Annotated in this window: 12 protein-coding genes and 1 riboswitch; of the genes, 3 read left to right on the top strand and 9 right to left on the bottom strand. The window is 72.5% G+C overall.

Features of this window, described 5'->3' with window-relative positions; all coding sequences use genetic code 11:
* Positions 1 to 5: 5 nt before the first annotated feature.
* From ACGFH9_RS17645 to ACGFH9_RS17630, 4 genes are all read right to left on the bottom strand, one after another.
* Entirely contained in the window at positions 6 to 830 is an 825-nt protein-coding gene (locus ACGFH9_RS17645) for a C39 family peptidase (RefSeq protein WP_393220175.1), read from the bottom strand.
* A gap of 245 nt (positions 831 to 1,075) precedes the next feature.
* A riboswitch (cyclic di-AMP (ydaO/yuaA leader) is annotated at positions 1,076 to 1,216 on the bottom strand.
* 284 nt (positions 1,217 to 1,500) lie between these two features.
* Positions 1,501 to 2,271, bottom strand: a complete 771-nt coding sequence (locus ACGFH9_RS17640) for a hypothetical protein (RefSeq protein ID WP_393220173.1) — start codon at positions 2,269 to 2,271, stop codon at positions 1,501 to 1,503.
* A gap of 212 nt (positions 2,272 to 2,483) precedes the next feature.
* Positions 2,484 to 2,972 carry a hypothetical protein gene (locus ACGFH9_RS17635; protein WP_393220171.1) on the bottom strand — a complete coding sequence of 163 codons (489 nt, stop codon included), beginning with the start codon at positions 2,970 to 2,972 and terminating at the stop codon, positions 2,484 to 2,486.
* Between the two features lie 186 nt (positions 2,973 to 3,158).
* Entirely contained in the window at positions 3,159 to 4,358 is a 1,200-nt protein-coding gene (locus ACGFH9_RS17630; protein WP_393220168.1) for an acyltransferase family protein, read from the bottom strand.
* Positions 4,359 to 4,605: 247 nt separating this feature from the next.
* Here ACGFH9_RS17630 and ACGFH9_RS17625 point away from each other — a divergent pair, with 247 nt between their 5' ends.
* Complete coding sequence (locus ACGFH9_RS17625) at positions 4,606 to 5,769, top strand: glycosyltransferase family 2 protein (RefSeq protein ID WP_393220164.1); 1,164 nt, start codon at positions 4,606 to 4,608, stop codon at positions 5,767 to 5,769.
* 118 nt (positions 5,770 to 5,887) lie between these two features.
* Positions 5,888 to 6,940, top strand: coding sequence for a pseudaminic acid synthase (gene pseI / locus ACGFH9_RS17620; RefSeq protein ID WP_393220161.1), 1,053 nt, complete (start codon positions 5,888 to 5,890; stop codon positions 6,938 to 6,940).
* A gap of 20 nt (positions 6,941 to 6,960) precedes the next feature.
* Here pseI and ACGFH9_RS17615 read toward each other — a convergent pair whose 3' ends face one another.
* From ACGFH9_RS17615 to ACGFH9_RS17600, 4 genes are read right to left on the bottom strand one after another with little or no spacing between them, the layout of a single operon-like run.
* A complete protein-coding gene (locus ACGFH9_RS17615) occupies positions 6,961 to 7,473 on the bottom strand; it encodes a hypothetical protein (RefSeq protein WP_393220159.1) in 513 nt (170 codons plus the stop codon).
* The gene (locus ACGFH9_RS17610) at positions 7,457 to 8,212 is read right to left on the bottom strand and encodes an SDR family NAD(P)-dependent oxidoreductase (protein ID WP_393220156.1); all 756 of its coding nucleotides are present in this window, start codon (positions 8,210 to 8,212) and stop codon (positions 7,457 to 7,459) included. The genes ACGFH9_RS17615 and ACGFH9_RS17610 overlap by 17 nt, the downstream gene beginning before the upstream one ends.
* Entirely contained in the window at positions 8,205 to 9,521 is a 1,317-nt protein-coding gene (locus tag ACGFH9_RS17605) for an AMP-binding protein (RefSeq protein ID WP_393220153.1), read from the bottom strand. Before ACGFH9_RS17605 ends, ACGFH9_RS17610 begins: the two co-directional genes overlap by 8 nt.
* Positions 9,518 to 9,772, bottom strand: a complete 255-nt coding sequence (locus ACGFH9_RS17600; protein WP_393220151.1) for a phosphopantetheine-binding protein — start codon at positions 9,770 to 9,772, stop codon at positions 9,518 to 9,520. The genes ACGFH9_RS17605 and ACGFH9_RS17600 overlap by 4 nt, the downstream gene beginning before the upstream one ends.
* A gap of 99 nt (positions 9,773 to 9,871) precedes the next feature.
* On the opposite strand from ACGFH9_RS17600, the gene ACGFH9_RS17595 reads away from it, so the two are divergent.
* Complete coding sequence (locus tag ACGFH9_RS17595; RefSeq protein WP_393220148.1) at positions 9,872 to 10,381, top strand: GNAT family N-acetyltransferase; 510 nt, start codon at positions 9,872 to 9,874, stop codon at positions 10,379 to 10,381.
* 108 nt (positions 10,382 to 10,489) lie between these two features.
* Here the strand turns inward: ACGFH9_RS17595 and ACGFH9_RS17590 are convergent, their stop codons facing one another.
* Positions 10,490 to 12,223 (bottom strand): hypothetical protein, encoded by a 1,734-nt coding sequence (locus ACGFH9_RS17590; RefSeq protein WP_393220146.1) that lies wholly within the window; start codon positions 12,221 to 12,223, stop codon positions 10,490 to 10,492.
* Between the last annotated feature and the right edge of the window lie 322 nt (positions 12,224 to 12,545).

Genomic DNA, 12,545 nt, shown 5'->3' with positions numbered 1-12,545 from the left:
CTGGATCAGGCGGAGTAGCCCCGGCTGGTGATCCAGTTGGCCAGGTCGATCGTGGTGACCCAGTACGCCGGGTCGGCCGGGTTCGCCGAGTCGGCGATCCGCACGGTCCGGCCGTTGTCCTTGTAGCCCACGACGGCGATGTAGTGCCCGCCGCCGTAGGAGTGCCAACCGCCGTCGGTGTCGGTGGCGTCGCCGACGACGTTGGCCACCACGCCCCGGCCGTCGGTGATGGCCCTGACGACGTCGGCCGCAAGGCGATCGATCTGTGCCGGGCTGGGCGCGCTCTCGAACATGCGGGTGCGGTACGGGGAGCCCTTCACCTCGGCGTTGAGCACCCGGGTGGTGTCCTCAGCCGAGTTGGTGCCCATCTCGGTGGTGCCCAGTTCGGCACCCAACTCCTCCTGCGTACGGTCGATGCCGCTGGAGCTCAGGGCGTTGCGGGTGGCCGCCGGGCCGCAGTTGTAGTACGTGTTCTGCGCCTCGTAGTCGTAGTCGAGCACCTTGGTCGCGGGCGGCTTCGGCGGCGTCGGCTTACGGGTGAGGTCCGGGTTGCTCGTGGCCTTCGCGGCGGGCGACGCGGCACTGGTGGCCGGGGCGGCGGTGCTCGGCGACGGGGCCACGGACCGAACCTCGCCACGGGAGGCGACGGTGTCATTGCGCATCTCGGCGACCGTGGTCGGCGTGTGCCGGCCGGCCGGGGCGTCGGCGGCACCGGCGACCAGGGCGCCGGTGGTGGTGGCGAGCGCGAGGGCCGCGGCGGAGGCGGCGACGATCTGGTACGGGCGCTCGGTCGCGAGACGACGGAGCTGGCGCTTCAGGGTGTGCTTCACGAGGTCCTCCACGGTTCGGGGGGTGAGCGGCACACCGGGGCTCGGCCGGTATCCGGGCAGGCGCCAGCGCGCGGGCCGTGGCCCGCGGATGGTGGACCGCTCAGGGGAGCGCCCGGCACGGCCGGGCGGGAAAGGCGGTGACCCGGGGGGTCAGCTCACCGTCACGAGGCGGATGAGCGGGGACACCGCGACGCCGTGGAGGCGGGGGAACAACTGTGGGGTCGAGGGGTGCTGCACGAGGATGGAACTCCTTCCGTCACCGCCTACCGGGTTAGCTGACGGATTCGGGCGGGAAGATCGCCCTACCGCGGGCCGTGGCTCGCGGATTCACCCCGGACTTACTGTGGGTCCCCGGTTCGTTGATCACGATTGAGCGGGTCGGCGCGGCGTCGCCTCCTGCGATCGGTTACCGCACCGGACGCGACGACAGTACTGGCCAGTTGACACTCCGCCAAGCCGCGCCCACCTGCGTAAACATCGATTATCCCCGCAATTTCTGCGCGTTTTGCCGCTGACGTGACTCGATGGGACAACCGGTTCCGCCGGGACCTGTGGGCGACAACCGGACAGGCCGCCGACAACGCCGCCGTTATGCCCGGAACAATGGCCCCCGATGATGCCGGTCGCCCGATTCCGCCGCCGGTGGCGCGCCTCACATAACGGATCGGGCTCAACCCGCCCGAGCCGGACGCCAGCGCGCCACGACTGCCGTACGGGACGCCCGCGCCGCCGTGCGCCGTGAGCGCGCCGGGCCCGGCCGCGACCGCACCGCCGCCGCGTACGCCTCCTCGGCGAGGATGCGCGCCGACTCTGCGGCCACCTCCGCGTCCCGCCAGGCTGACCGCTCCCGCTCCACGGCCCCCCGGTGCTCCGCCAGCCTCGCGTCACGGATCGCCCGGACGAGCAGCACCTCCTGCTCCACCGGGTGTCGGCGGGGATCCCAGCCACGCCGGTGCCCGAACACGTCACCGAGTTGCGCCATGGTCAGCTCCCCGCGCCAGTACGCCGCCATCGCGGCTCGGTGCAGATAGCGCTCCCGGGCCGCGTACTCGCCGGGGGTGTGCGGGGTCCGGGGAGTCGGCAACGCCCCTGCGGTGGCCACCCGGCGGGCCGCGGTGTCCGCCTCGTCGTACGCCGTCCACGCCTGCTGCGCCTCGTCCTGAGCGACCAGCCAGTCTGCGCGACGGCGTCGGGCGGTCCGCGCCGCTCGGGCGGCGGCAACGGCCACCTCCTCGGCGTACCGGCGCAGGTCGGCGATCTCCGCGGCGGCCAGCTCGCGGGCGGTGGGTGTCGGTGGCGTCGGGTCGGCCGCCGGCGACTCCCGTTCCGGGCGGGCCACCAGTACGGCGAGGACCGTCAGCGCCAGCAGGAACAGGGCCGACCAGATGGCGGCGGCCTGTGGCACCTCGGTCAGGAACTGGTAGAAGACGACGGTTTCCATGGTCGGCTCCTCGGCATGCGCACGTCAGCGATGGGATGCCGCACGGCGAGGGTGCGGGCGGTGTGTCGTCAGGTGCGGTGGTGGGGCGCTCACGTCGTCGGCAGGCCTGTGGGCCCAATGGTCGGCGTGGGGGTCCGGTGGCCGGTTAGGGACCGGCGTCTGGCATACGACTCGGCGCTCGCCGGACGGGGTGACGCCCCGCCTGTGACCCGCTAGGCCGGCGGCGCTCGGGAGGCTCGGCTGGCCGGGCCGGCGGCTCGGAGCGAGGGCTCAGCGTCCGTGCGGGCCTGGTTGCCGGCCACCGGTGGGCCTGGCAGGACGGCCAAGGCATCCTTCAGCGCAGGCTGCGGGTCGACGGACCGCGCCGGCCCGGCGTCGGCCGGTGCCCCAGCGACCGGGTCCCCGCCGGCGTGCTGGGCAGCGGCCCGGCCGGAGAGAGCCGGGCGGGCGGCCCAGCCGGCGACGGCACGGTCGGCGACGGCACGGTCGGTGAGGATCGTGGAGAGGGCCGCGGTCGACGGTCCGAGCGGCTCCGCGAGGGCGAGCGACCAGAGGGTGGGCGGCGGGGCCGCTGCGGTCGATGCCGGTAGCAGCGCCGGGGCCGCACCCAGGGCGAGCGACAGCACGGCAAGGCTGGTCAGCACCCGCGCCGTCCAGCACGCCACCCACCACAGGGGACAGGTGAGCGCGACCGGGAGCACGTCCTCACGCTACCGTCGGGGACCGCCCGGGCGCATCGGCGACGGGCGTGTCGGCCCGCGCCGCGCCGACCCCTCCGACCAGCGTGGACATGGTGGCGAGAGAGCAGGCTCTGGTGGGTGCCACCGCGCCCGGACAAGATCGTGCTCGATCGTTGATGTAGTGGCCTCAGTCGGCTGACGAGCCCACTACGACCGGGATCGAAGGCGATCTTGCGCGGGCGCGCGGGCGGATTCGCCGGGGACGTCGGGGTCGACGCCTCCGGTCTCCGGGGCGCGCTGGTGGGGGACGATCGGCGCTCGACGAGTACGACGCGGCGCGAGCCGGCGCATCATCGGCGTCTCGACGTAGCGGTGCAACAACCCGGCGAGCACCAGGTTCACGAGCAGGAACCCGAGCACCACCGCGGGCCCCTGCCAGCCCCGGAAGCCGGTTCCCCAGTCGCCGCTGAGCCGGAGCACGCTGGTCATCACCAGCACGTGCACCAGATAGAACGCGAAGGAGACCTCGCCGAGCCAGACCAGCGGACGCGAGCGCCACGGCGAGCGCCGGTTCCGCACGTCGGCGTCGGCGGCGGCGGTGATCACCAGCAGGTACGCGACGGCGAGCAGGGTCGTCCACAACTCGGCGCGGATCCACTGCCCGGCGGCCACCCAGGTGCCCACGAAGATCGCGGTGGCGGTCGTCAGGCCGGGTCCGCGCCACAGACCCCGGAGCATCAGCTCGGCCGCCACCGCGCCCAGCCAGAACTCCAGGGACCGCACCGGCGGGAAGATCTGGGTGAACCACCAGCGGCTCGCCTCGGGCACCAGGTGCTGCGCCGGCCAGAGCGCGAGGATCAGCAGGGGCAGCGCGACGACGAGCGTCCAGAGCACCGCGGGTCGCGCCCGGCGCAGCAGGGGCAGTGCCAGCGGCAGGCAGAGGTAGAAGAAGAACTCACAGGACAGCGACCAGCTCACCGTGTTGACGCTGTAGAACCAGCCCAGCCTGGGGTCCCAGGCCTGCAACAGCAGCAAGTTCTCCACGGCGACGGCCGGCAGGACGGGATCGGCGAACCACCAGGCGACAAGCAGCGCGGCGGCCCACAGCACCAGGTGGTTCGGGTAGATCTTCGCGACCCGGCGACGCCAGAAGGTCAGCCGCGAGCCGCCCGGGCGGGCCGACCAGACCAGCACGAAGCCGCTGAGGATGAAGAAGAACTGCACCCCGGACAGGCCGAGGGTGAAGAGGGCGTCGACGACGGCCTTGTAGTCCGGCTCGGCGATGATCCGCATCGTCCCGGCGTGGAACCCGAAGACCAGCAGAGCGGCGATCCACCGCAGCCCGGTCAGTGAGGGCAACCGGGCGGGGGCGGGCGGCGCGGCCGGCGCGCCGGCGGTGCTCGTCATGCCGGGGTCCCGACGCTCCGCAGGGTCACCAGCACGTACGTCTCCTCCTGGGCCCGCAGCGTCGGACGACGCGACGGCGACGCCCGCGACGGCCCGGCAGGACCGCACCGAGGCACCCTACCGGGTCACTCCCGGGTGAACCGGGCGGCCGTTGTTAACCTTCCGCTTCGCGGGTGTTCAGGGACTCCACCATCGTCGGCCACGTGTGGTTCCGGGGCCGGCCACCCACGTCGTCAAAGGTGGCGAGGTGGTCAATGAGCCGACGCACGCGCCGCTGCTGAGCATCGTCGTGCCTGTCTACGGCGTCGAGGCGTACCTGTACCAGTGCCTCGAGTCGATTCGGGCGGACATCCCGGCGGGCGAGTCGGAGGCGGTCGAGCTGATCGCCGTGGACGACGCCTCCCCGGACGGCTGCGGCGCGATGCTGCGGTCCTACGCCGTCGGGCGCGACACCGTCCGCGTCGTACACCTGGAAGAGAACGTCGGTCTGGGGTTGGCCCGCAACGCGGGCCTCGACGTGGCCACCGGCGAGTACGTCTGGTTCGTCGACAGCGACGACTGGTTGCCACCGGGCACGATCGCGGCGGTGCTGGACCGGCTGCGCGAACACCAGCCCGACGTGCTGATGCTGGACCACCTGCGGGTGCACGAGGACGGCCGGCGGGAGGTCGACGCGAGCAGCCACCTGCTGCGCGGGGTGCCGGGCGTAGCCCGGCTGGCCGACCAGCCGCACCTGCTGCGGGTGCAGCACACGGCGTGGAACAAGGTGGTACGCCGGGCCTTCCTCGACGAGTTGGAGCTGCGCTTCTTCCCCGGCTGGTACGAGGACATCCCCTTCAGCCACCCCCTGCTGATCGGCGCGGAGAAGATCTCGGTGCTGGACCGGGTCTGCTACCTGTACCGGCAGGGCCGCCAGGGCGCGATCACCTCCACCCGCAGCAGCCGGCACTTCGACGCGTTCGGCCAGTACGAGCGGCTGATGGAGTGGGTCGCCCGCCGGCACCCGGACGAGGGCCTGCGAGCCGAGCTGTTCCAATTGATGATCAGCCACTACCTGGTGGTGGTCGGCAACGACGACCGGCTGCACCCGCACCTGCGGCGCGCCTTCTTCCACCGGGTGGCCGAGCACTACCGCCGATACCTGCCCACGAGGGGCTATCCGATGCCGTCGGGCGTCACCGGGCTGAAGCACCGCCTGGTCGGGCGCGGTAACTGGCTGGCGTACTCGGCGCTGCGGCAGGTGCACCGGGTCACCGGCCGGTGGCGACGGCCCAGCCCGGCCGGTGGCGCCGACTCGTCGACGGCCGACGAACCCTCCCGAGCGGCGACGCCGGTGAGCAGGTCGAACGCCGGGCACACCGGCGGCACGGCGGACCGGTCGGACGCGCTGGCCGGCGGCCGCCTGCCGTGACCGGCCACGCACGGCACGCCGGCAGGGCCGAACCCGAGTTTTTCAGGTCGTCCGCCCGTCGGGGGACGACGACAGCACCACCGCACGTCGGTGCGGGCGTAGGGGAACAGAGGTCGGAATGACGTCGACAATCAAGATCGGACCGCACGTGGTCGGTGCCGGTGAGCGACCGTTCGTGGTCGCCGAGATGTCCGGTAACCACAACGGTGACCTGGACCGGGCGCTGTCCATCGTGGACGCGGTCGCCGAGAGCGGCGCGCAGGCGCTCAAGCTGCAGACGTACCGGCCGGACACGATCACGATCGACGTCGACACCCCGACCTTTCGCATCTCCGGTGGGCACGAGCTGTGGGGTGGGGAGAACCTGTACCGCCTCTACGAGCGGGCGCACACCCCGTACGAGTGGCACGCCCCGATCTTCGCGCGGGCCCGCGAGCGCGGGCTGACGGTCTTCTCGTCACCGTTCGACGCGACCGCCGTGGAGCTGCTGGAGTCGCTGGACGCTCCGGCCTACAAGATCGCGTCGTCGGAGCTGGTGGACCTGCCGCTGATCCGGCTGGTGGCCAGCACCGGCAAGCCGATGGTGATCTCGACCGGGATGGCGACGATGGCCGAGATCGACGCCGCCGTACGGACCGCCCGCGACGGCGGCGCGGCGGGCATCGTCCTTTTGGCCTGCACCGCGTCCTATCCAGCGCCGCCCGCCGACAGCAACCTACGTCGACTGCCGGTGCTCGCCGGGGCGTTCGACGTGCCGGTCGGACTGTCCGACCACACGCCCGGCATAGGCGTGGCGGTCGCCTCGGTGGCGCTGGGCGCCTGCTTCATCGAGAAGCACGTGACCCTCGACCGGGCCGACGGCGGCGTGGACTCGGACTTCTCGCTGAACCCGGCGGAGTTGACCGCACTGGTCGACGAGTCGGGCCGGGCGTACGCGGCGCTGGGCGGCACCGCCGTCGGCCCGACGCCGGCCGAGCGGGAAGGGCTGCGGTTCCGTCGTTCGCTGTTCGTGGTCGAGGACGTCCGGGCCGGCGAGACGGTGACGGCGCAGAACGTCCGATCGATCCGGCCGGCCGGTGGACTGGCTCCGGTCGAGATCGACAAGGTGCTGGGTCGCACCTTCACCACCGACGTTCCGCGCGGCACCCCGCTGAGCTGGGACGTGATCTGACCGACGCAGCCCAGCCCGGGTCAGCTCACCCTCGTGGCGGGGCTGGGCCGGGCTGATGCCGGTGAGCTGCCGGGCGCGAGGCCGATGGTGACCACCAGGTCGGCGACGCGCAGGGTGCGCCAGAGGATGGTGCCGTCCACCGGAGTGCCCAGTCCGTGCCGGCGCCACCAGGTCGCGATCGGCACGTCGGCCAACTTGCAGCAGCACTCGGCCCGGGTCCACCGGGCCCAGAAGTCACCCGCGCCGAACCGCCGGGCAAGCGCCGGGGGTACCGGGGCATCGGCGCGCTCCGCGTCGACGGCCACTCGCCAGCCCGGCACCGGCGGGCCGTACCAGCCGACGCAGCGTCCGTCGTCGAGATGACTGCGGGTCGACGCGTCGGCCAGCTCGGCGGGCGTACCGATTCGTAGATGCCGTTCGGCGCTGGCGAGCAGTCCCGGCACCGGGCGTGCCGACGGCGGCGCGGCCGAGCCGGCGTCGACCAGGCGGTGCGCGGCCGGCAGCATCGGCCGCAGGTCAGATGGAGGCGGCACCGTCCACCACGATGACCTGGCCGTTGATGTTGGTGTGTTCGCGCAGCAGCATCCGTACCACGGGTACGACCTCCTCAGGCTCGGTCAGGTGGCCGGTCGGGGTGCGGCGCACGATCTGGTCGAGCTGGGTCGGGCCGAGAACGGCGGACATCTCCGAGGCGAAGAAGCCGGGTGCGACCGCGTTGACGAGCATCCGACCGCCGAGCTCCCGGGCGAGCGAGCGGGTGGCGGCGTCCATGCCTCCCTTGGTGGCCGAGTACGCGACCAGGCCCGGGAAACCGCGCTGCGCGCAGATCGAGGTGACGTTGACGATCCGGCCCCGCAGCCCCTTGCCGAGCATCCGACGGATGACCAGCCGGGTCAGTTGCAGCGGCGCGGTCAGGTTGGTCTCGATGATCCGGGCGATGTCGTCGGTGGCGGTGTGCACGTGCAGGGAGTCCTGCCCGATTGCGGCGTTGTTGACGAGGCCGTCGATCGGGCCGAGACGTTGCTCCACCTCGCGGACGAAGCTCTGCGCGGCGCGCAGGTCGGTGACGTCGACCGAACCGACGTGCACCCGGTCGGGGTGCTCGGCGGCGAGCTTCTCCAACTCGGGGGTGACGGTACGGGCGAACGCGGCCACCCGTACGCCCGCGTCGAGCAGGTCGGTGACGATGGCCAGGCCGAGCCCCCGGGAACCGCCGGAGACGAGGACCACGGAGCTGGGTGGGACGAGCTGGGTGTCGGCGGGGTCAGACATCGCTCTTCAGGGTCTCCTTGACGGGAATCTCGGTCAGCACGCGGATCCGGCGGGGCACGGCGTGCTCGGGCAGCCGATCGGCACACCAGCGGACCAGCGCGGCCTCGTCGGGCAGCGGAGCGTCGGTGTGTTCGGCGGAACCGCCACCCCGGGCCGGGGCCGCGTCGGCAGAGTCTCCGGTGGGCGCGAGGACCACGTCGGCGACGACCATCCGGCCGAGCACCGGCGCGCGGCGGCCGGTGACCCGGGCCCAGGCCACGCCGGGGTGTCGGGTCAGCACGCCACGGACCACACCGGCGGAGACCTTGCTCCCACCGACGTTGATCTCGTCGGAGTCCAGCCGGCCGGTGATCAGCACCCGCCCGTCGACCACCTGCACCCGGTCACCGGTGCGGACCGGACCGGACATCCCGACCCCGTGGTACGGGGAGGTGACGACCAACTCGTCGTCGTGTACGGAGAGGGTGGGGCGACCCGGGGTTTCCCGGTCCAGCCACTCGACGGGGAACCCGGCGAGCCCGTCGTGCACCACGATGGACGCGCCCACCTCGGAGGACGCGTAGATCCAGGAGATCCGCGCGGCGGGCAAGACCTCGCGCAGCTGGTCGAGGATCGCCTGGTCCACCGGCTCGCCACCGAGGGTGATCTGACGCAACGGCACCCGCGCGAGCGCAGCGGCGTCCCGGTAGAGGGTGCGCCGCCAGAAGGTGGGCGTGCCGGACGCGGCGTCGACCCCGTGCGCGGCGGCGACCACGGGCCAGTCGTCCAGCTCGTCCGGGTCGACCACCACCAGGTGCTGACCGGGTTGGGTCAGCGAGAGGGTCACGACCTGCCACCAGGCGTACGTGCCGGGGGCGTAGGGGCACAGCCAGGTCCGGTCGGGCTGGTCGGCCCGCACGGTGGTCAACGTGTCGAGGGTGTGCCCGACCCGCTTGGGACGGCCCGTCGAGCCGGACGTCAGCAGCCACAGCCGGCCGGGTTCGGCGGCGCGTGGTCGGGCGGGCGCGCTGGGGTGCGCGCCGTCGTCGTCGAGAACCGTCACGGTGAACCCGGCGTCGTGCAGCTCCGCGCGCATTGTCGCGTCCACCCGGCTCGCGCTGCTGAGCAGCAGCTCGGTGCCGTGCACGGCGTGCTGCCGCGCGGCGGCGAGCGCGTGCCGGGCCGAGCGCGCCAGCACCGCGGCGGGATCGGGCAGCTCCGCCGCCGGCAGCGTCCGCCAGGTCAGCGGGGCGCCGCCCACGACGAGCCGGTTGTCGACGCCGGCCGGTTCCACGCCTGCGCCGGCCGGGCGGGGTGTCGCGACGGTCACTGCTGCTGCGCAAGCTCGACGAGGAAGTCGAGGACGTCGCCGACGGTGGCGATGCGACGCAGGCCGGGAGCGTCGAAGTTGAGCTCCTCCCCCGTCTCGTCCTCCACCCGCAGGGCGAGCTCGGAGAAGTCCAGCGAGCGGAAGCCGATGTCCCGCAGCTGCGCCGCGTCGTCGGCGGGCAGTTCCTTGTCCTGGTTCTTGAGCACCTGCGCCATGAGGTCGCGGATCTGCGCGCGACTCAATTCGTTCATGCGCCGGAGTCTACAACCCAACGAATGGATAACTGCTTTTCCGGTAGGCCCGGGTAAGGTGCCCGGACCGGATGTGAACAGACAGGAAAGCGGGAGCACGTGCTACGCGAAGCGACGGCGGACGACGTTCATCTGATGTTGTCCTGGCGTAATCAGGAAACCAACCGTCAGGTCAGCAAGACCAGCCACGAAATCACCGCCGAGGAGCACGCCCGGTGGTGGTCGGCGGTGCGCGCCGACCCGACGCGACGGGTCCTGGTGTACGTCCACGACGACGCGCCCTGTGGCGTCGTCACCTTCTTCGACCTGCGGCTGGACGGTCCACGTACGGGCGCGTGGGGCTTCTACCTGGACGCGGACGGGCTGGCCGAGCGGGGCGCGACGCTGCCAGCCTGGCTGGGGATCATGCGGGAGGCCGTGGAGTACGCGTTCGACGGACTGCACCTCGCGCGGCTCGACGGGGAGGTGCTGGCGCACAACACCGTCGTACGACAGATGAACCGGCGTTTCCGATTCGTCGAGGGCACACCGCGACAGGAAGTTTCCGACGGTCGTGAAATCACCGTCATCCCGATTTCACTGGCGCGCGACGATCGTCGCCAGCGCTGATTGGCGCACAATTTCCGCGATGGCGGAAAGAGGTTAACCGCCGGTGCGCCCGGTGGACATCCGCCGTTCATCGAAACGCGGATGCCACCGGGCGGAACGGGCGTCGGATCAGGCGCGCCGCCAGGCCGCCCAGTGCTGCTGCTCGTTGCCGCCGAGCCGGACGAAGCCGTACGTCGCGCCGTCCCAGTCGTCCGGCTGGCCGGGGGCCCAGCGGGCGAACACCACCTGCGCGGCGGCGGGTGGCTGCTCGCGGAACCACCGCACGTCGGCCCAGGTCACCTGGTGGCTCAGGTTGAACCGCAGGATGTAGTGCACGCCCGTGGAGGCCCAGACGCGCTCGCCGGGGCGTACGCCGACGTCGGCGACCCGGGGAGTCGGCGCGGTGTTGGCCGCCATCGGTCGCACCAGCCGCTGGTCGATCACCTGCATGGTGAGGAGGTTGACCACGACCAGGACACCGAGCAGCGGCAGCCGCAGCCGGGGCACGCGGACGGCGGCCACCAGCAGGACGCACGCGCCGATGCCCAGCAGTGACCCGAGCACCGGACGCATCTCCCGCCAGCCGTTGGTCAACGCCATCAGGTCCGGCGCGCCGAAGCCGCCGTAGCGCAGCGAGTGCCCTCGGCTGGCCACGTACGCGAGCCGGACGGCGACCAGCGCGCCACCGGCGACCAACAGGCCCACCGCGACCGCCGCCCGGCGCAGCACCACCCGACGCTCCTCGGTGAGCAGCACCCCGAGCCCGACCAGCAGCCAGAACGGGGCCAGCATCTGCACGTAGCGGCCGTAGATCGCGTCCAGCGGCTTGCCGGTGATGCCGGCCAGGATCACCGACGCTCCGCTGGCCACCCCGACGCTCACGACCAGAGCGACACCCATCGTCCAACGGGTGGCGTCACCGTGACGCGGACGCCACAGCTCCTTGACGGCGGCGGCCCAGGCGACGCCGGCCAGTCCGAACGTGATCACCACGAGGTACCAGAGCTGGGTGGTGACGGCCGCCGCGACGCGTACCACTCCCTGCCCGGAGGCGACCGCGGCGACGGTGCCGCCGCCGGGGGTGCTGCCCAGCAGGTAGACCTTGTCCCCGAGGAGGCGGATGCCGGCCTCGTTGACCAGCGCCAGGGCCAGCACCGGCAGCAGCGCCGCGAGCACCGCGAGAGGGGTGACCCGGCGGCGGGCGAACAGCAGCAGGACCAGGCCGGCGTGCACGGCAACGATCACCAGGCCGCGCGAGTGCAGCAGGTGGAACGCCCCCACCAGCAGGCCGACGGTGGCCGCCGCGAGCGGCCCGGGGCGCTCGATCCAGCGGTGTACGGCGAGCAGCCACGCGACGACGAGCGGCGCCATCACCGTGTCGATCATCGCCACCCCGGCGTAGAAGGCGGTGGCCGGCAGGGTGGCCGCCACGGCCGCCGCGAGCAGCGCCGACGCGCGGGGCAGTCGGAGCACCCGCCGGCCGAGGAGGTACGCCAGCGGCAGCAGCGCCGAGTTGACCATCGCGTTGATGAGCTGGACCAGCCGGTAGCTGTCGGCGAAGTCGTGGTGGCCGAGGAACGCGGGCGAGATCAGCATGGGGTAGCCGACGCGACGCAGCAGGTCGTTCTCGCTGCTGAACCCGCCCGGACCGCCGGCGAGGGCGCGGGCGGTGTTCAGATAGCTGTCCTCGTCGGTGTGGGCGATGGGCAGCGCGATGTGCCGCGACAGCCACATGCGCCAGGCGACACTCAGCACCCAACCGACGAACAGCAGCAGCGGCACCAGCCACCGGTGTGCGGGTGTCTCGGTCGACGTCTCGGCCGGTACCGCCGGCCGTGCCATCACGTCGCTGCCGGTTGCCATCAACGCCTCCTGAACTGCCGGCCGGCCGGCCGGCCGCTGGGCACGCCGGCGCGGCCGGTGACGCTCGGGGATGACCCGCTCGCACCGAGGCGGTGCGGATGTCGGGTGAACACGGCACCGCCGACGCGCAAGGGCTGCCGGGTCGCTCGCGCGGCCACTGTAGCGGCCGAATCTCCCCTGGTCAGTCCGCTTCCCGGACGGTCGGAAGTGTTCGCCTGCACGGTGCCCGCCATTCACGACCCCTGGGGAAGTGGTTAACCCGCGAGCGCCGGTGCGTTAACCCGCCGCGGTTAGCGTCTCACCCCGGTCGGCCGGCCGAGGG

Source organism: Micromonospora sp. NPDC049102 (assembly GCF_043197485.1).
In the GTDB taxonomy this organism is placed as follows: Bacteria; Actinomycetota; Actinomycetes; order Mycobacteriales; family Micromonosporaceae; genus Micromonospora.
The sequence above is the reverse complement of the archived record's forward strand: the minus strand, read 5'-3'. Positions and strand labels throughout refer to the sequence as shown.